Annotated in this window: 15 protein-coding genes and 1 riboswitch; of the genes, 7 read left to right on the top strand and 8 right to left on the bottom strand. The window is 70.1% G+C overall.

Annotated features, from left to right (window positions below):
- Positions 1–4: 4 nt before the first annotated feature.
- The 3 genes from GRF61_RS15095 (at position 5) to cysC (ending at position 3,879) form a co-directional block, all read left to right on the top strand.
- Positions 5–2,179, top strand: a complete 2,175-nt coding sequence (locus GRF61_RS15095) for a bifunctional diguanylate cyclase/phosphodiesterase (protein ID WP_248281261.1) — start codon at positions 5–7, stop codon at positions 2,177–2,179.
- Positions 2,180–2,531: 352 nt separating this feature from the next.
- Positions 2,532–3,236, top strand: a complete 705-nt coding sequence (locus GRF61_RS15090) for a sulfotransferase family 2 domain-containing protein (RefSeq protein WP_169151456.1) — start codon at positions 2,532–2,534, stop codon at positions 3,234–3,236.
- Positions 3,229–3,879, top strand: coding sequence for an adenylyl-sulfate kinase (cysC, locus tag GRF61_RS15085; protein ID WP_169151455.1), 651 nt, complete (start codon positions 3,229–3,231; stop codon positions 3,877–3,879). The genes GRF61_RS15090 and cysC overlap by 8 nt, the downstream gene beginning before the upstream one ends.
- A 19-nt stretch (positions 3,880–3,898) precedes the next feature.
- Here the strand turns inward: cysC and GRF61_RS15080 are convergent, their stop codons facing one another.
- The 6 genes from GRF61_RS15080 to GRF61_RS15055 all read right to left on the bottom strand — a co-directional run bounded on the left by GRF61_RS15080 (position 3,899) and on the right by GRF61_RS15055 (position 12,017).
- Positions 3,899–5,203 carry a cobyrinate a,c-diamide synthase gene (locus tag GRF61_RS15080; RefSeq protein ID WP_169151454.1) on the bottom strand — a complete coding sequence of 435 codons (1,305 nt, stop codon included), beginning with the start codon at positions 5,201–5,203 and terminating at the stop codon, positions 3,899–3,901.
- Positions 5,200–6,096 (bottom strand): uroporphyrinogen-III C-methyltransferase, encoded by an 897-nt coding sequence (gene cobA / locus GRF61_RS15075; RefSeq protein ID WP_169151453.1) that lies wholly within the window; start codon positions 6,094–6,096, stop codon positions 5,200–5,202. The genes GRF61_RS15080 and cobA overlap by 4 nt, the downstream gene beginning before the upstream one ends.
- A gap of 154 nt (positions 6,097–6,250) precedes the next feature.
- The gene (locus GRF61_RS15070; RefSeq protein ID WP_211165991.1) at positions 6,251–7,045 is read right to left on the bottom strand and encodes an ABC transporter ATP-binding protein; all 795 of its coding nucleotides are present in this window, start codon (positions 7,043–7,045) and stop codon (positions 6,251–6,253) included.
- The gene (locus GRF61_RS15065) at positions 7,042–8,064 is read right to left on the bottom strand and encodes an iron ABC transporter permease (RefSeq protein WP_169151452.1); all 1,023 of its coding nucleotides are present in this window, start codon (positions 8,062–8,064) and stop codon (positions 7,042–7,044) included. The genes GRF61_RS15070 and GRF61_RS15065 overlap by 4 nt, the downstream gene beginning before the upstream one ends.
- 6 nt (positions 8,065–8,070) lie before the next feature.
- The gene (locus GRF61_RS15060) at positions 8,071–9,939 is read right to left on the bottom strand and encodes a TonB-dependent receptor (protein WP_169151451.1); all 1,869 of its coding nucleotides are present in this window, start codon (positions 9,937–9,939) and stop codon (positions 8,071–8,073) included.
- A gap of 128 nt (positions 9,940–10,067) precedes the next feature.
- Complete coding sequence (locus tag GRF61_RS15055) at positions 10,068–12,017, bottom strand: TonB-dependent receptor (RefSeq protein ID WP_169151450.1); 1,950 nt, start codon at positions 12,015–12,017, stop codon at positions 10,068–10,070.
- 118 nt (positions 12,018–12,135) lie between these two features.
- A riboswitch (cobalamin riboswitch) is annotated at positions 12,136–12,363 on the bottom strand.
- A gap of 64 nt (positions 12,364–12,427) precedes the next feature.
- On the opposite strand from GRF61_RS15055, the gene cobU reads away from it, so the two are divergent.
- Positions 12,428–12,976 (top strand): bifunctional adenosylcobinamide kinase/adenosylcobinamide-phosphate guanylyltransferase, encoded by a 549-nt coding sequence (gene cobU, locus GRF61_RS15050; RefSeq protein ID WP_169151449.1) that lies wholly within the window; start codon positions 12,428–12,430, stop codon positions 12,974–12,976.
- A 52-nt stretch (positions 12,977–13,028) separates the two neighbouring features.
- On the opposite strand, the gene GRF61_RS15045 is transcribed toward cobU, so the two are convergent.
- Both GRF61_RS15045 and GRF61_RS25065 read right to left on the bottom strand, forming a co-directional pair.
- Entirely contained in the window at positions 13,029–14,096 is a 1,068-nt protein-coding gene (locus GRF61_RS15045; RefSeq protein WP_348982409.1) for a M48 family metallopeptidase, read from the bottom strand.
- A gap of 18 nt (positions 14,097–14,114) precedes the next feature.
- Positions 14,115–15,560 carry a YjgN family protein gene (locus GRF61_RS25065; RefSeq protein WP_169151448.1) on the bottom strand — a complete coding sequence of 482 codons (1,446 nt, stop codon included), beginning with the start codon at positions 15,558–15,560 and terminating at the stop codon, positions 14,115–14,117.
- Positions 15,561–15,772: 212 nt separating this feature from the next.
- Here GRF61_RS25065 and cobT point away from each other — a divergent pair, with 212 nt between their 5' ends.
- Genes cobT through GRF61_RS15025 form a run of 3 tightly spaced genes read left to right on the top strand, consistent with a single transcriptional unit; the run spans position 15,773 to position 18,163 of the window.
- Positions 15,773–16,831: a nicotinate-nucleotide--dimethylbenzimidazole phosphoribosyltransferase gene (cobT, locus tag GRF61_RS15035; RefSeq protein ID WP_169151465.1), complete on the top strand. Its 1,059-nt coding sequence runs from the start codon at positions 15,773–15,775 to the stop codon at positions 16,829–16,831.
- Between the two features lie 28 nt (positions 16,832–16,859).
- Positions 16,860–17,630, top strand: coding sequence for an adenosylcobinamide-GDP ribazoletransferase (locus GRF61_RS15030; RefSeq protein WP_169151447.1), 771 nt, complete (start codon positions 16,860–16,862; stop codon positions 17,628–17,630).
- Positions 17,615–18,163 (top strand): histidine phosphatase family protein, encoded by a 549-nt coding sequence (locus GRF61_RS15025; protein WP_169151446.1) that lies wholly within the window; start codon positions 17,615–17,617, stop codon positions 18,161–18,163. The genes GRF61_RS15030 and GRF61_RS15025 overlap by 16 nt, the downstream gene beginning before the upstream one ends.
- The last annotated feature ends 83 nt before the right edge of the window (positions 18,164–18,246 follow it).

Here is an 18,246-nt window from a genome sequence, read left to right as displayed (position 1 = left end):
GGCGATGCAAGACCTCCCCATGGCGGCCCCCTCGGCCACCGTCGCGCCGGTGGATCTGCAGGCGCTGCGCCTGCGCGTCATCGGCCGCCTCGCCGGCCTGCTGGAGAACCACACCCGCAGCAGCGCCTTCGGCGCCGCGCTGGGCGATCTCATCCGCGAGAAACACGGCGAAGTCAGCCAGGTGCTGGACGCCGCCGCGCAGCTGCCGGCCGGCTCCGAAACCACCGCCCTGATGGGCCGGGTGCAGGATGTGCTCGGCCGCCTCCGCGGCAGCTTCGACCTGCTGCTGGCGGAACGCTCGCGCCAGGGCCAGGCCGGCAGTGACGACCTGCGCGACATCATCGCCGAGTTCGACGACATGTTCCGCCTGCTGCTCAACTCGCTGGTGGAGCGCGAGTTGCTGGAGCGCCAGAGCCGGGTGCTGGAGCAGATCATCCTGTCGCACGAGCGCATCGGCCAGTGGAAGGAGTTCGTCCAGTCCATCCTCAGCGACTTCCACACCATCTTTCCCTTCGACGTCTTCTTCGTCGCCTTCGCCGAAGAGCACGGGCTGGTGCTGTACGTGTATTACTTCGGCAGCTGCGACGAGGAGTGCCGCAAGAACATCCGCCAGCAGCTCGTCCGCAGCATGATCGAGAACCTCGGCCTGCCGCCGGATTCGCCGCTGGACTACGAGGAGTTCGAGGTGCAGCGCGGCCGCCAGATGAGCGCGCTGCGTGCCGACCAGATGATCACCGTGCGGGTGCCGGACCACTCCACCCAGCTCGCCGGCCTGCTGGGCGTCACCTACCTCGCCTCCGCGCCGTTGAATCCGCGCGAGGAAAGCGTGGTGCGCTCCATCCTGGCGGTGATGGTGATGGTGGTCGGGTCCAGCAAGATCCTGTCGCGCACCCTGGCGGAGCTGGAGTATTACTCGGTGCACGACCCGCTCACCGGGCTGTACAACCGGCGCCAATTCAACAACATGCTGGAGTACGAGATCGGCCGCTCCGAGCGGCATGAGCATGAGTTCGCCCTGCTGCTGCTGGACCTGGACGACTTCAAGGATGTGAACGACTCCTACGGCCACCCGGTGGGCGACCAGGTGCTGTGCCGCGTGGCCGAGATCCTGCGCGCCCATGTGCGCAAGGGCGACCTCGCCACCCGCATCGGCGGCGACGAATTCGCCATCCTGCTGATGGAAACCGGCCGCGAGGGCGCGGTGGCGGTGGCGGAAAAGCTGGGCGGCGCATTGCGCGACTGCGTGTTCACCAGCCCCAACGGCTCGCGCTTCCACATCACCGTCTCCATCGGCATCACCGTGTTCCCGCACGACGCCCGCACCGAAACCGACCTGCTCGCCGGGGTGGACATCGCCCTCTACCGCGCCAAGGAACTGGGCAAGGACGGCGCCTGCACGCTGGACGCGATGCCCGACCGCCTGCAGGCCACCCGCAGCACCCGGGAGTACGCCGAGAAGCTGCGCGCGGCGCTGCGCGAAGGCCGCATCGTGCCTTTCTACCAGCGCATCGTGGACTGCCGCAGCGGCGAGACCTTTGCCTGCGAGGTGGTGGCCCGGCTGCGCGAGACCGACGGCAGCACCACCGCCGCCGGCGCCTTCATCGACACCATCGAGAAGTACGGCCTGGGGCGCGAACTGGACCGCAACATCATCACCCAGGTGCTGGAGGCGGGCTCCGCCCGCATCAAGGCCGGGCAGGCGGCGCAGCGGGTGTTCATCAACCTGTCGGCGCAGGAGATCCAGGGCCGCGGCATCCTCAACTACGCCGAGGAGTTGTGCCACCAGCTGGAGATCCCGCCCAACCGGGTGGTATTCGAGATCCTGGAGCGGGACGCCATCGGCGACATGACCAATATGCGCAAATTCCTCGCCAAGCTGCGCAAGAAAGGTTTCGCCTTCGCCCTGGACGACTTCGGCAGCGGCTACAACTCCTTCCACTACCTGCGCGAGCTGCACTTCGAGTTCGTGAAGATAGACGGCGCCTTCGTGCGCAACATCGTCGAGTCGGCGGTGGACCGGGCGCTGGTGCGCAATCTCGCCAACCTGTGCCGGGAGCTGGGCATCCTCACCATCGCCGAGTTCGTCGAATCGGCGGAGATCCTGGCGCTGCTGCAGGAGATGGGCATCGACTACGCCCAGGGCTATCACATCAGCCTGCCGTCGCCGACGATCTCCTGAAAGCCGCGTAACCGAATGTGAATGCCGGCTGAGGCGGCGGCTTGCAGGATGAAGCCGCCGCCAGCGCACCGATGAGCGATCGCCTTCATCTCCATTACGCCGTCCGGAAGATGTCCTGTGCGCCATATCCCGCATCAGCAAAGGCATTCACCTGGTACGCAGCAACCATCACCACGCCGCCCGGCATCCCCTGCCCGACGGCGTTTCGACCGCCTCCGCCACCCGGTCACTGCGTAAAGCTTTTGCAGGAATCATTTCAAAACCATTTCAAAACCAATACACAGCGGAAAACTTGAGGCGGTGACAGCCTTGCTAGCGTGACGAGCCTCCGGACTCTTCAGACCGCGCCACCATGCTGCAACGCCTTTCCTGGAAGCTGATGCCCAAGCGGCAGCGGCAATTCCTGCTCGGACGCATGCCCGTCGTAGACCGCCAGCTGGTCAACCGCGTCCTCTCCTCCCGCGTCGCCTTCCCCGCGGCCTTCGCCCGCCGCAACTGTCTCTTCATCCATGTGCCCAAGTGCGCCGGCAGCAGCATCTGCGAGGCCTTGTTCGACACCGGCGCCGATGGCCACATCCCGCTCTACTGGTACGAGCAGCAGTTCCCCGAGCAGTACGCCAGGAGCTTCAAGTTCGCCTTTGTCCGTGACCCGCTGGAACGCGCCTACTCCGCCTACGCTTACCTGCGGGTTCACGGCGCCGCCAGGCGCGACCGGCAGGCGCAGGAACTGATGCTGCGCTACCACGACTTCGACGACTTCGTCAGCCGCTGGCTGCACCCGGAGAACCTGCGCCGCCAGATCCACTTCGTGCCGCAGACCGACTTCCTCACCGATTCCCTGGGCGGGATCGGCGTCGACTTCCTCGGCCGCCACGAAACCCTGGCGCAGGACTACCGGGCGCTGTCCACCCGCCTCGGGGTCGATCTGCCGCTGCCGCATGTGAACGCCACCCGCCACCGCAACGCCGCGCCGGCGCGCAGCTTCTGTTCCGAAGGCACCCGGCGGCTGGTGCAGCGCGCCTATGAACGCGACTACGAGCTGCTCGGCTATGCATGATCCGAAAGGCGCGCCGCCGCCCATCCGCCCCTACACCCTGTCCCTCTCGCCGGCGCTGCGCGCCGCGGCCAAGGGGCAGTTGCCGCACTGCATCTGGCTCACCGGCTTGTCCGGCGCCGGCAAGTCCACCCTGGCCAACAATCTGGAGCAGGCCCTGCACCGGCGCGGCCTGCACACCTTCGTGCTGGATGGCGACAACCTGCGCCAGGGGTTGTGCCGCGACCTCGGCATGTCGCACGCCGCGCGCAGCGAGAATGTCCGCCGCCTGGCGGAGGTGGCACGGCTGATGGTGGAAGCCGGGCTGGTCGTCATCGTCGCCGCCATCTCGCCCTTCCGCGCCGACCGCGCCGCCGCCCGCGCGCTGTTCCCGCCGGGGCAGTTCAGCTGCGTGCATGTCAGCACCCGCTTCGAGGTCTGCGCCGCGCGCGACCCCAAGGGCCTGTACCGCGCGGCGCGGGAAAAGCGGCTGAGCAACTTCACCGGCCTGGACAGCCCTTACGAGGTGCCGCTGGATGCGGAATGCGAAATCGACACCGGCCTGCTGGACGAAGCCCAGGCCCACCAGCGCCTGCTCGCCCATGCGCTGGCCTGCCAGCCGCAGGCCGCGCCGGAGACGCACAGCGCGCTCTGGCAGACGAGCTGAGCGCCACGGTCCTCCGCCGCTACAGGAACAGCCGCGCCGCCGCCGCCGGGTCGGACGGGAAGTAGAGGTGCAGATAGCTGGCGGTGAGCCGCCCCAGCCGATACACCGCCTCACCGGCGCGGCCATCCGGCGTGCGCGCCAGGGCGAGCGGCGCCAGCGGCGTCTCGCTGCGGGAGTAGTGGAAGGTGTGGCCGCGCAGTTCGCCCTCCGGCAGCGCCACCACCTGGGTGCCCAGCGCGGTGAGCCGCGGCTGCATCAGCGCCGCGCCGGGCAGCAGCCCCGCCATCGCGTGGCGCGCGCCGGCCTTGTCCACCAGTTGCTCGAACAAGCCCATCATGCCGCCGCACTCGGCCAGCAGCGGCTTGCCGGCGGCCACATGCGCCCGCAGCGCGGCATGGTAGCCCTGCCGCGCTGACAGCGCCGCCGCATGCAGCTCCGGGTAACCGCCGGGCAGCCACAGCGCGTCGCACGCCGGCAGCGCCTCGCCAGCCAGCGGCGAGAAGAAGCGCAGCTGCGCGCCCATGGCCTGCAGCAGATCGAGGTTGGCCGGGTAGATGAACCCGTGGGCGGCATCGCGGGCGATGGCGATGTCGCGGCCCGCCAGCAGCGGCGGCGGCAGCGGTGCTTGCGCCTCGGCGAAGCTCACCGCCGGCGGCAACGCCGCCGCGCCGGTGGCGGCCAGCGCATCGGCCAGCCTGTCCAGCCGGATGGTGAGGTCGGCGATCTCCGCCGCCTGCAGCAGACCGAGGTGGCGTTCCGGCAAGGCCGCCTCCAGGTCACGCCCCAGGGCGCCGTACCAGCGCATGCCGGCCGGCAGCGCCGCGCGCAGCAGTTCGGCATGGCGCTCGCCGGCTACCTGGTTGGCCAGCACGCCGGCAAAGGGCAGGCCGGGGCGGAAAGTGGCGAGGCCGTGGGCCACCGCGCCCAGGGTCTGCGCCATGGCGCGGGCGTCTATCACCGCCAGCACCGGCAGGCCGAAGCGGCAGGCGATGTCGGCGCCCGAGGGCTGGCCGTCGTACAGGCCCATAACGCCCTCGACCAGGATCAGCTCCGTCTCGCGCGCCGCCGCGGCCAGCCGCCAGGCGGCGTCCGCCTCGCCGCACATGCCGAGGTCGAGGTTGTAGACCGGCGCGCCGCTGGCGGCGGCGTGGATCTGCGGATCAAGGAAGTCAGGCCCGCACTTGAACACCCGCACCCGCCGCCCCTGGCGCGCATGCAGGCGGGCGAGCGCGGCGGTGACGGTGGTCTTGCCCTGGCCGGAAGCGGCTGCGGCGATGAACAGCGCCGGGCAGCGCGGTGGCGATACGTCGGCGCCCAATCTCATTCGCCTTTGCCGCCGCCCTGCAACTCGCCAGCGTGCACCGCGCGACAGCCCGTGCCGTTCTGCGTGCCGCCAGCTCCTTCGTCCTCGGCCCCGCTCACAGCCGCGCCCGCCTCGAACCAGGCCAGCCGCGGATAGAGCCCGACCACGCCGCCGACCACGGTGAGCGCCGGCGGCCGTATGCCGGCCTCCGCCACCCGCGCCGCCAGCGTCGCCAGATCGGCCACCACCACCCGCTGCGCGGCCGTGGTGCCGCGCTCGATGACGCCGGCCGGCGTGCTGGCCGCCAGCCCGTGGGCCACCAGGCCGGCGCAGATCTCCGCCAGCCGCGAGATGCCCATGTAGATCACCAACGTCTGGCCCGGCCGGGCGAGCATGGTCCAGTCCAGCTCCAGCGCGCCGTCCTTGAGGAAGCCGGTGGTGAACACCACCGACTGGGCGTGATCACGGTGGGTGAGCGGAATGCCGGCATAGGCCGCAATGCCGGCGGCGGCGGTGACGCCGGGCACCACCTCCACCGTCAGCCCGGCCTCGACCAGCGCCTCCATCTCCTCGCCGCCACGGCCGAAGATGAAGGGGTCGCCGCCCTTCAGCCGCACTACCCGCTTGCCGACCTGCGCCAGCCGCACCAACAGCGCGTTGATCTCCGACTGCGGCAGGGTGTGGTCGGCGGCCTTCTTGCCGACATAGATGCGCTCGGCGGCGGCCGGCGCCAGATCGACGATGGCGGGCGCGACCAGGTTGTCGTAGACCACCACGTCGGCGCCGGCCAGCAGGCGGGCGCCGCGCAGGGTCAGCAGCTCGGGATCGCCCGGGCCGGCGCCGACCAGGTAGACATGGCCGGGCAAGGGCCCGGGGCGGCCGAAAGGCAGGGAGGACAATTCGGATGAGGACATACTCGCGACTCCTGGGCCGCCGCCAGGCGGCACCGCTTGCACCCGCGCGGCTCGCGGGGCGCACACCATGCCCGATTCGACCTCCGCCCGCCACCGCTTTATCCCGGTGCCCGGCCGGCGCCGGGTTCGGCGCACGCGTGGCCCTTGCCGCCGCTCAGGCGGGAATGAACAACACCCGGCCTTCCACCTCCACCCGCCGCAGCGGATGGCCGAAAGCGGCCTCCAGCAACGCCGGTTGCAGCACTTCGTCGCGGCTGCCGGCGCAGGCGCCGCCATGGCCGTCCAGCAGCACGATGCGGTCGGCGAAACGGGCGGCGAGGTTGATGTCGTGCAGCACCATCACCACGCCGCGGCCCGCCTCGGCGAGGCGGCGGAACAACGTCAGCACCGCGATCTGGTAGCGCAGGTCGAGGTGGTTCAGCGGCTCGTCGAGCAGGAAGAGCGCCGGCGCCTGGGCCAGCAACGCGGCGAGCGCCACCCGCTGACGCTCGCCGCCGGACAGGCTGAGGATGTCGCGCGCCGCCATGCCTTCCAGGCCGACTTCGGCCAGCGCGACATGGGCGAGGCGCTCGTCCTCGGCGCCCTCCCAGTCCCAGCGGCCGAGGTGGGGATGGCGGCCGACCAGCACGGTTTCCAGCACGCTGGCGGTGAAGTGGTCCGGCTGCTGCTGGGCGAGCAGGCCACGGAAGCGGGCGAGCTCGCGCAGCGGCCAGTGCTGCAGGGCGCGGCCCGCCAGCGCCAGCTGCCCGGCCGCCGCCGGCCGCAGCCCGGCCAGGGTGTGCAACAGGGTGGTCTTGCCGGCGCCGTTGGCGCCTATCACCGCCAGGCATTCGCCGGGCTGCAGCAGCAGGTCGAGATCGCGGCACAGCCAGCGCTCGCCGATGCGCACACCCAGGCCACCGGCCTGCAGCAACGGGTTCTGCGTGGCAGAGGGCATCAGCGTCGTCATCGCCCCGGATGCCGCGCCAGCAGGAAGAGGAAGACCGGCACGCCGATCAGCGCAGTGAGCACGCCCACCGGCAGCTGCATCGGCGCCATCGCGGTGCGCGCCGCGGTGTCTGCCGCCAGCAGCAGGGTGCCGCCGGCCAGCACCGCCACCGGCAGCAGCACCCGCTGATCATTGCCCAGCAGCAGGCGCACCAGGTGGGGCACGATGAGGCCGACGAAGCCCACCGTGCCCACCAGCGACACCGCCGCCGCGGTGAACAGCGAGGCCAGCAGGTAGAGCGCGTAGCGCAGCCGCCGCACCCGCACGCCCAGCGCCTGCGCCGCCAGCTCGCCGCGCACCAGCACGTTGAGGTCGCGCGCCAGCGGCAGCACCAGCAGCAGGCCGGCAATCAACAGCATCAGCGCCGGCCACGGCCGGTTGGCGCCGCTGGCGTCGCCCATCAGCCAGAACAGCATGGACTGCGCCTGGGTGGCCGGCGCCAGCGCCAGCATCAGCGTCACCACCGCGCCGCAGCCGGCAGCGACGATGACGCCGGTGAGCAGCAGCCGCGTCTGCGTCCAGCTGCCGTCGCCGTGCGCCAGCCCGAACACCAGCAGCATCGCCGCCAGCGCGCCGGCGAAAGCGCCGGCATCGACGATGAAGGTGGCCGCGCCCAGCGTGATCGCGCCCAGCGCGCCCACCGCCGCGCCGCCGGAAATCCCCAGCACATAGGGCTCGGCCAGCGGATTGCGCAGCAGCACCTGCATCAGCGCACCGGCCAGCGCCAGCAGGCCGCCGCAGGCGAAGGTGGCCAGGGCGCGCGGCAGGCGCAGCTCGCGGACGACGCGGGCGGCCATGTCGTCGCCGGTGCCGCCCAGGGCGCCGGCGACGTCGGCCAGCGGAATGGAGAGATCGCCGGCCGTCAGCGCCCAGGCGAAGGCGCCGGCTGCCGCCGGCAGCAGCACCGCCAGCACCAGCCAGGCGCGGGAGCGCCCGGGCAGGCTGCGATGGGCCGTGGCGAAAGTGGGGCTGGCGGCCATGCAGCCTCAGCGCGGCGCGTAGCGCACGGTGAGGAAAACGCTGGAGCCCGGCGTGCGGTAGCCGCGGGCAAGCTCGTATTCCTTGTCCAGCAGGTTGTTGGCGCGCAGCTCCAGCTTCCAGTCGCGCGCCACCCGGTAGCCGGCGTAGGCGTTGGCGATGCCATAGCCATGCAGCGCCACCGTGTTGGTGGCGTTGTCGTAGCGCCGGCCGGCGCCGCTGAGCTCGAAGCCCCAGTCGAAGCGATCCACCGTCTGCGACAGGCGCAGGAAGCCGGAGCGCGCGGCTCGGCGCGGCAGGCGCTGGCCGCTGTCCTCGTCCTTGGCGCTGAGGAAGTCCGCCCCGGCGCCAAGATTGAAGCCGCCGAGCGCCAGGGTGTAGGCCAGCTCCGCGCCCTTCAGCCGCGCCTCGCCGATGTTCACCTGCTGGCCGGACTGCGCCGGGTCGGGGTTGTTCGTGATCAGGTTCTTCACCTTGTTGTCGAAGTAAGTGAGCTCGACCATATGGGCGCCGCGGCTCCAGCGCAATCCCAGCTCGCGGTTCAGCGCTTCTTCCGGCTTGAGGTCGGGGTTGCCGTAGTAGCTGGTCGGCGAACTCATCGGCCAGTAGAGCTGGTTGAAGGTGGGCGCATTGAAGGCCGTCGCCAGGCTGCCGCGCAGCCGCCATTCGGGCGTCAGGTCGTAACCGTAGGCCAGCAGGCCGGTGGTCTTGGCGCCGAACTGCGAATTGTCGTCATGCCGCAGGTTGATCTGCAAATGGTGCACGTCGATGTCCGCCGTCCAGCCCGCCAGCAGGGAATTCACCCGGCGCTCGTCCTCGCGGTAGACGGTGGTGCTGTCCAGCAGGGTTTCGACATGTTCGTAGGCCAGCAGCAGGCGGCCGACCGGCAGATCGACGTCGTTCTGCCAGCCCAGCTGGTCCTGCACCGTCTGGGTGCGGCTGGGGGCGGCGGCGCTGGCGCGGGTGAGCAGCTTGTCCTCGCTCTGGCTCAGCCGCAGGGTGCTGGTCCAGATGCCGCTCAGCTGGGTGCGCAGGTGGGCTCCCAGGGTACTGGCGGTCTTGTCCAGGTAGGAGTCGTAGTAGCTGAGCGCGGAGGCGTCGTACCAGTTGCGCGACGCGGAATGGGTGAAGTTCAGCCCCAACTCGTCGCGCTCGCGGAAGCCGATGGAGAGCGAGCCGCTGGCGCTGTCGTTGCGATAGCCATCGTCGTCCGCCCAGTAGGAGGTGCGCGTGCCGCTGCGCCAATAGGCGGGATCGCGCTTGGAGTTGTAGCCGTCGCTGCGCTCCTTGCCGGCCGACAGGCTGTAGCGCAGCCGGTCCACGCCGCCGGCCAGCGTCACCGCGCCCTTGAAGGTGTTGTCGCTGCCGTAGCCCACCGCCACTTCCGGCTGGAAACCGCGCTGGCCACGGCGGGTGAAGATCTGCACCACGCCGCCTATGGCTTCCGAGCCGTAGAGAGCGCTGGCCGGGCCGCGCAGGATTTCGATGCGCTCGATCATCGCCAGCGGAATGGCTTCGAAGGTGGCGGTGCCGGAACTCGCCGAGCCGATGCGGACGCCATCCACCAGCAGCAGGGTATGGCGGGCTTCGCTGCCGCGGATGTAGACGCTGGAGTTAGAGCCGGGACCGCCATTGGCGGTCACCTGTACGCCGGGCGTGGCCTGCAGCAGCTCGACCAGCGAGGAATGCCCGGCGCGTTCGATGTCTTCACGGCTGATGACTTCGATGCTGGCGAGACTGTCTTCGGCGCGGCGCTGCTGGCGGGTGGCGGTAACGACGATTTCTTCGAGCGCCGGCTCATCCGCGGCAAAGACACGGGAGGGGAAAGGCAATGCGGCGGCAAGCGCCAGCGTGAGAGCGGAGAAACGGGTTTTCATTGTTTTGGGAAGCCTGGGCAGCGATGGCGCCGCGGATGAAACGGGGAAAGTCGCCGGAGGACAGCGGCGACAGGCGCGCAACGCAGCCCGGGGGAGCATGCGCTGCGCGCCATGGCGGAAACGGTGAATCAGAAGGAGACGCGGGCGCCCAGCTTCCAGGTGCGGGAGTAATCCACCGGGTAGATCTGGTCGTCGCCAACCCACATCCCGTTCTCATGCTCGAACAGGTTGCTGACCGCGCCATACAGCTCGACCTGTTTGGTGATCTGCTGGCGGTAGCTGAGGTCGGTGGATTGATAAGCGCGCTGGCGCTGGCTGTTGTTGTTGTCGAAGTCGCCAGCCGCCCAGGCGCGGCTGCGCCAGGTATGGGAGAGGTAGAGGCGGCCGCCGTCGACCACATCCACCGCCAGCCCGGCCACCAGGCTGTGGCGCGGCACGCCGGGAAGCTCCTTGCCGTTGAAGGCACCGCCGCCGGAATCGTCGCGATCGATGAGGGCGCGGGTCCAGCTGTAGTTCACGTTCGCGGCGACGGCGCGGACGATCTGCCAGCTGTCCTGCACTTCGATGCCGAACTTGCGCGAGCGGTCGATGTTGGTGTTGGTCCCGAACATCCCCAAGCTTTGGTCATAGAAAATCTCATTGCGCAGGCGCACATGGAAGACCGCCAGCTTGAGACGGTTCGTCGCCGTGCTGTGGTTGAGGCCCAGCGTCAGCGTGCGGGCGTGGGCGGGGTCGATGAAACCGTTGAAACTGGTCGTACCGGTAAACCAATCGGTATTAAAAAACCGGTCGATGTCCGGCGCCTGATGCGCATCGTTGTAATTGCCGAACACCGACAGCGCCTCATCCACCCGGTAATTGAAACCGACATCCCAGGATGAGAAGCGCTCATTCGCCTCCAGGTGCTCGCCCGCATCCGGCCGATAGCGGTAACGCACCTGCTCGCCACGCACGCCGGCCGACAGCGTCAGTCGCTCTAAGGAATACTGGGCCTGAAGGAAGAGCGCACGGTTGCGCTTGTCGGTGTCGTTGTCCGAGCCCTTGCGCACGGCATCGAAGAGTTGGGCGCCAGCGGTCACCGCCAGCTTGTCGCCACGGAACTGCAGCGAGATATCGTCGCTCAGGTAGCGGGACTCGGACTCCGAGCCCGAATTCACCCACTCGGAGTAACGACTTTCGTCGTTATGGTCGGCAGACAGGCGCCAGCGACTGCTGAAGTCGTAATCCGCGCCCACGCTCCAGTAATGGGTGTTGAATTTCTGGTGGGTGTAGTTGCCGACGATCTGCGCCGGATCGTCCTTGAATTGCGCCAGCGTAAGCCAGTTCGGATAGCGGGTGTCGATGCGCGACTCGCCCGCATCCAGCCGCAGCTTCAGCTCATCCACCGGCTTGCCGTCGATGCCGACGCGCCAGATGTCGGCGCGGGAGGCATCCCGATGGCCGGTTGCGTCCTTGTCGCCGGCGCCATCGTCGCGGTTGCGCTCGGCGCTGGCGGAGAGGGAGAAGCGCTCGCGCACCAGGCCGGCGCTGAGCGAGGCGCCGCGGCTGCCGTTGCTGCCGCCGAAGAGATCCACCGTGGCGCCATCCCTCGGCCGGGTGTGGATCTGGATGGTACCGGCGGTGGCGCCGTCGCCGTACAGCACCGAGCCGCTGCCCTTGGTGATTTCGATGCGATCCACGTCCGCCAGCGAAACCGAGCCCAGCAGCTGCGGCACCATGTCCACATTGTTGAGACGGCGGCCATCCACGGTGACGACCACGTTCTGGTAGCCGTCGGTGATGCCGTAGCCGCGCATGTTGAGCGCCGGCGAGTAGCGGTTGCCGTAGTTGGGCAGCACCTGCAGCGAGGAGTAACGCGCCAGGTAATCGACCAGCGTGGTGGCGCCGGAGCGCTCGATGTCCTCACGCCGATGGACTTCGGAAGCGTAGGGCGCATCGCTGTCCTTCATCTCGATGCGGGTGGCGGTGACGATAACCGGTGACAGCGCATCCGGCGCCGGCTCTTCATCGGCGGCAAGCACGGCAGGCGGAAGGCCGAGCGCATACAGCGATGCGGCGGCGGCAAGGCGGAACTTCATCAGGGGGAACTCCCAGCGCCATGGCCCGCGTCCCCGCACGCCATGGTGATACGCACATGGATGCGCCGGGGTTGCACGCGGGGCGCGGGATCGCGCCTCCGTCCGCCCACCGCGGCCCATCCGCCATACGCGCGCAGGCCGGTATCCGGGCTCGCGAACCGTCCGGCCCAAGGCCGGACCCGGCGCGCCGCCTTCCCAGGCTTTCGCCCAGTGGCATCTGACACACCTTGCGTTCGCTTACCGTTGCGGGGGCAGCACAGGCATTGCGGCGGGAGGCCGCGCACCTGTTTCCCGTTTACCCCGGCGGCGAGAACCGCAGCCGGGCACCTGAAACGCGGGGCCCCTTCCGGGGCCCGGGGGCGGATGATACCGTTTCGGCCCCTCGCCGAGCAGCCTTGAACGGAATTCCCATGCACTGCGAACTGATCCTGGGTGGCGCCCGTTCGGGCAAGAGCCGCCATGCCGAAACCCTGGCCGCCGCCAGCGGCCTGGCGGTAACGGTGATCGCCACCGCCACCGCCGGCGATGCCGAGATGGCGGCGCGCATCCGCCGCCACCAGGCCGACCGCCCGGCCGGCTGGCGCACGGTGGAGGCGCCGCTGGCACTGGCGGCCGCACTGCGCGCCGAGGCGGCGGCGGACCGCTGCGTGGTAGTGGATTGCCTGACGCTGTGGCTGGCCAACCTGCTGGCCGGCGCGGAAAAGCTGCCCGAGCCGGCGGAGGCGGACCAATTGCCGCTGTTCCGCCAGGAACGCGCCGCGCTGCTGGCGGTGCTGGGCTCGCTGCCGGGCCGCGTCCTGCTGGTGGCCAACGAGGTCGGCCTCGGCCTGGTGCCGGAAACGCCGCTGGGGCGGCTGTTCCGGGATGAGGCGGGGCGGCTGAATCAGGCGGTGGCGGCGATCTGCCCGCGGGTCACTTTCGTGGCCGCCGGCTTGCCGCTGGTACTGAAGGGAAGCTGAGGACGGCAGCCGCAACCCCGGCAAGCGCGCCGCGCCAGCCGGGGGTTGCGGATCAAGGCGCGAGGTCTTTCAGGCGCTCGGCGGTCGCCGGATGGGTGGCGAGGTAGCCCTGCCAGCGGTCGTCTTCTTCCAGGCCGGCGCATGCCTTGTCGCCATCCTTCTCCCCCTCGCCACAGCGGTGGCTGTTTTCCAGCCGGCTGAGGATGGCGGCGAAGCGCGACACCGGGATGCCGGTTTCGCCCAGCATGCGCACCGCGTAGCGGTCGGCCTCGCGCTCGAAAGCGCGCGAGTAGCCCAGCTCGGTGAGGATCACCGGCACCGCCGCCACCGCGGAGGTCACCGAGGACACGTCGCCGGTCACCGCCATCACCACCAGGCCCAGCGCCGAGCCCTGGATCACCCGGCGCAGCGCGTGGCGGCGGTCGATGTGGCCGATCTCGTGCGCCAGCACCGCGATCAGTTCCTCGTCGTCCTCCGCCAGCTGCACCAGCTGATCGGTGAACACGATGGTGCCGGAGGGCAGCGCCAGCGCGTTAGGACCCAGCGTGTCCTCCGCGTCGCGGAACTCCACGCTGATGGCGAGCGCCGGGTCCACCCGCTGGATGAAAGGCGCGAAGCGGGCGCGCAGCCGCGCCTGCTCCTCGTCGGCGAGCTTGCTGGGCGACAGCGGCCCGCGGTCCAGCAGCGCCAGCGCGCCATCGCCCATGTGGCGGCTGACTTCCGGCGGCAGCGAATAAGCGGTCGCCTCCGCCAGCGCCGGAATGCCGAAACGCACCCCGCCCCAGACGAAGAGCAAGGTCACCACCACGCCCAGCAGCGCATAGCGCAGCCGGGACTCCAACCGGTGGGCCAGGCCGTGATGCGGCCGCACTTCGGCCAGCAGCGCGTCCACCGCATCGTTGTCGGCGGTCTCGAAAGCGCCGCCGCCCTCGAAGCGCAGGAATCGCGGCATGTTGCCGAGGCGGGACGAAACCTCCACCTGCGCCAGCGGCTGCGGACCGGCCAGCGTCGCGCCGCGCTCGTCCCGCACCGTCAGTGCCCCTTCTCCCAGGCCGAGGGTGGCGGCGACCCGGCGCGAGCTGCCACCGTCGAAGAACAATCCCTTGATATGGTCGCTCACAACTCACCCATCCGCCGGTCAGAGACCGATATCGATATCGAACAGATCGCCGATCTCGCCGCCGGTGGCGGAGGCGCCGCTGCGCTGGTCGGCGATGAAGCCATCCAGATCGCCCGCGGCCAGCAGGCTGATGTGCTCGGCCGCGTAGCGCGCGGTGCGCACCTTGGCCCACGGGTAGAACAACCCGAAAGTGAGCACCATGCAGAGCAGGTTGGTGACCATCAGTCCGGCATAGGAGCCGTAGTTGTAATGGGCGCTCAACTGATGCTCGGCCAGGCTGGTGCTGCCATAGATCAGGTTGGTGGTGGCAACGTTAAAATAGACGAAGATCGCCAGATAGGTCGCCATTCCACCCAGCATGCCGAGCAGCCCGAAGGCAAGGCCAAGCACGAAGGCCAGCCCGAAACCGCAAACTGCGATCAACAGCCCCAGGCCAACAAGCGCGTAGAAACGCTTGGTGCCGGCGGAGAAATCGAAGAGCGTGGAGCCATAGCGACTGTTGCCGACGAGGAAGCGCTGCTGGTGCTTCATCGCCAGCGGAAACAGCAGGCCCAGCGTGAGCATGCCGAGCAGCGGCCACATCAGGAAGACCTTGGCCGACGTGCCCACCCGGCCATCGAAACCGAAACGCACACCACGCCAGGCGCTGTTGTGGTTACGGAAGCTGAGGCTGCGCACGATGATCCACGGCATGCCGATGAACAGCAGCAGCGCGCAGATCGCACTGAACACGGGCGACACCATGTCCGAGCCGACATAGATCACCAGCAGCACGAAGGCGATGATGCGGCCCTTGAGGATCTTGATCGGATCGGCCAAGTACTCGAAGCTGCTGCCATCCAGCCGGGTATTGCCATAGAAGTAGCGCTGGGTGCGCACCTTGGCCCAGGCGGAGTAGATGCCCAGGGTGATGATGGAGAGCAGCAGGTTCACGATCCAGATGCGGAAGAACTCGCCGCCCTTGCCGGTGAACTCGAAGGGCAGCTCGCGGAAACCATCACCCTTTTGCACGGCCGCCGCCGGCGTCCCGGCGAAGGGTCCTGCCGGCGAAGGTGCGGCGACCGGCGCCGCTGCGGCCGGCACCTCGGCCTGCACGCCGCCGGCGGGGAAGGCCGCCGTAGCGGCGGTTGAGGCGGCGGCGCTTGCGGCGGCCGGCTCCGGCGTCCCCGCCGGCTGAACCGGTAGATCCTCCTGCACGGCCGCGGCCGGCGCCACCCGGGCCGCCGCAGCCAGCGGCGGCTCCAGCGATGCCAGCGCACCTATCTTGCCCAGGGTTGCCAGGTAACGCTCCGCCTCCTCCCGCAGCAGCCCCTGCTTGAGCACCACTCGCGGGTGCGCGAACAACTGCTCCAGGCGCTCGGCGCCCAGGCCGAACAGGCGCCCGAAGCCGGCCTTGACCTCCTCCTTGTCGAACCCGTCGGCGATCTCGCCGGTGAAGACCACGGCATAGGTGGCGTCGGACATGCAAACCCTCCCTTTCACTACTTGTTTGTTTTGAATGGCGCGGGCGCTGCTGCGCCGCACACCAGCGCCGGATGATAGATGCAAGCCTCGCCGCGGCGCCAGCCACCGCAGCCGGCCGCGGCCGCGGCGAGTACAATCCGCGATCTCCACCGGCCGCCGCCCGCCACACGCCGGCTGCGCCCACCGTTTCTCCGCCCTCCGCCCGCACCGCAATGACCTACACCATTCCCGCCTTCGACCCCGCCCTCGCCGCCACCCTGCAGCACCGCATAGACCGCAAGACCAAGCCGCTGGGCGCCCTCGGCCGGCTGGAGGCGCTGGCGTTGCAGATCGGTCAGGTGCAGGGCCGGGTGGAGCCGCTGCTGAGCCAGCCGCACATCCTCGTCTTCGCCGGCGACCACGGCGCCGCCCGCGTAGGCGTGTCCGCCTACCCGCAGGACGTCACCTGGCAGATGGTGGAGAACTTCCTCGCCGGCGGCGCCGCCATCAACGTCTTCTCCCGCCAGCTGGAGCTGGGTCTCAGCGTGGTGGATGCCGGCGTCGCCCACGACTTCGGCAAACGCCCCGGCCTGGTGGATGCCAAGATCGCGGCGGGAACCGCCAACTACCTGGAAGAGGCGGCGATGACGCCGGCGCAGCGCGACGCCGCCCTCGCCCGCGGCCGCGAGCTGGCCCACGCGCTGGCGCGCAACGGCTGCAACTGCGTCGGCTTCGGCGAGATGGGCATAGGCAACACCGCCGCCGCCTCGCTGCTGTCCCACTGCCTCATCGGCACCGCCGCGGGCGAAGATGCCGACGCCGCGCTGGCCCTGCTGGTGGGCCGCGGCACCGGGCTGGACGACGCCGGCCTGGCGCGCAAGCGCGAGCTGCTCGCCCGCGCGCTGGCGCGCGGCGGGCGCACCACCGATCCGCTGGCGGCGCTGGCCGAATACGGCGGCTTCGAGATCGCGATGATGGCCGGCGCCATGCTGGGCGCGGCGGAGAAGCGCATGCTGCTGCTGGTCGATGGCTTCATCGTCACCTCGGCGCTGCTGGTGGCCCACGCCATCGCGCCGCAGATCCTGCCCTACTGCGTGTTCGCCCACCGCTCGCGCGAACCCGGCCACGCCCGCCAGCTCGCCCATCTGGAGGTGGAACCGCTGATGGACCTGGACCTGCGCCTGGGCGAAGGCACCGGCGCCGCGCTGGCCTTCCCGCTGGTGCAGGCGGCGGTAAACTGCCTCAACGAGATGGCGAGCTTCGAGTCCGCCGGCGTCAGCGACAAGGCCTGAACGCCCGCGCCCCGAGCTGAGGCCCACCATGCGCCGCCAGCTGGAACTCTTCTTCACCGCCCTCGGCTTCTTCACCCGGCTGCCGGTGCCGGCCTGGGTGGGCTGGGCGCCGGAGCGGCTGGCGCAGGCGGCGCGCTACTTCCCGCTGGTGGGCTGGGTAGTGGGCGGCCTCGTCGCTGCCGGCTATCTGCTGATCGCCCAGGTACTGCCGCCCTCGCTGGCCGTCGTCCTCAGCACCGCGCTCGGCATCCGCCTCACCGGCGCCTTCCATGAGGACGGCCTGGCCGACACCTGCGATGGCCTCGGCGGTGGCTGGGACAAGGCGCAGGCCCTGACCATCATGAAAGACTCGCGGCTGGGCAGCTACGGCGCCATCGGCCTCACGCTGATGCTGCTGGCCAAGGCAGTGGCGCTGATCGAACTCGGCGGCGATGCCGATGGTGACGTCGCCCTCGCCCTGCTGGTCGCCCATCCCTTGTCCCGCCTCGCCGCCACCGTGGTGATGCACCTGCTGCCCTATGTGCGCACCGACGACAGCGCCAAATCGCGCGCCGTCGCCTGCCCGCTGGGGCCGGTCGACCTCGCCGTCGCCACCGGCTGCGGCCTCGCGCCCTTGCTGCTACTGGCGCCGCTGGAGGCGCTGGGCGCATTGCTGGCGGCAAGCGCAGCCACCCTCTGGCTCATCCGCCTCTTCCTGCGCCGCCTGGGCGGCCACACTGGCGACTGCCTTGGCGCCACCCAGCAGGCGGCGGAACTGGCCTGCTACCTGGGCATACTCGCCGCATGGAACTACACCTGATCCGCCACCCGCGCCCGGAGGTGGCGGCCGGCGTCTGCTACGGCCGCAGTGATCTCGAGCTCGCCGAACCGGCGGAACTCGCCGCCGCCCGCCTGCGCCCGCTGCTGCCCGCCGCCTACCAGTTGCACGCCAGCCCGCTGCGCCGCGCCCGCCTGCTGGCCGAGGCGCTGGGCCAGCCGCGGGTGGACGAACGCCTGCAGGAAATACACTTCGGCGACTGGGAAGGCTGCCGCTACGACGACATCGGCAGCGCGCTGGACGGCTGGGTGGCCGATCCGCTGGGCTTCCGCGCCCCCGGCGGCGAATCCGCCCGCGAGATGGCGGCCCGCGTCCATGCCTGGCTGGACGAAGCGCTGGCCGCGCCTGCCGCCGCGCAGGTCGTCGTCGCCCACGGCGGCCCGCTGCGCGCCATCGCCGGCCGCCTGCTCGGCCTGCCGCCGGAACGCTGGCTGGCGCTGGACTTCGCCTGCGGCCTCGCCACCCGGCTGGACGTGGAAGACTGGGGCGTGACGCTGAAGTGGTTCAACCGCTGAACCCGGCCCTCCCCCGCGGCCAGGCAAGCGCCGGCTGAGCGCCTCGGCCGGCGGCAAGAGCGCCCCGGAGCGCGGGCGCGCCG

Origin of the sequence: Azoarcus sp. TTM-91 (assembly GCF_012911025.1) — a bacterium.
Taxonomy (GTDB): Bacteria; Pseudomonadota; Gammaproteobacteria; order Burkholderiales; family Rhodocyclaceae; genus Azoarcus.
This window is presented reverse-complemented; position numbering and strand designations above follow the sequence as displayed.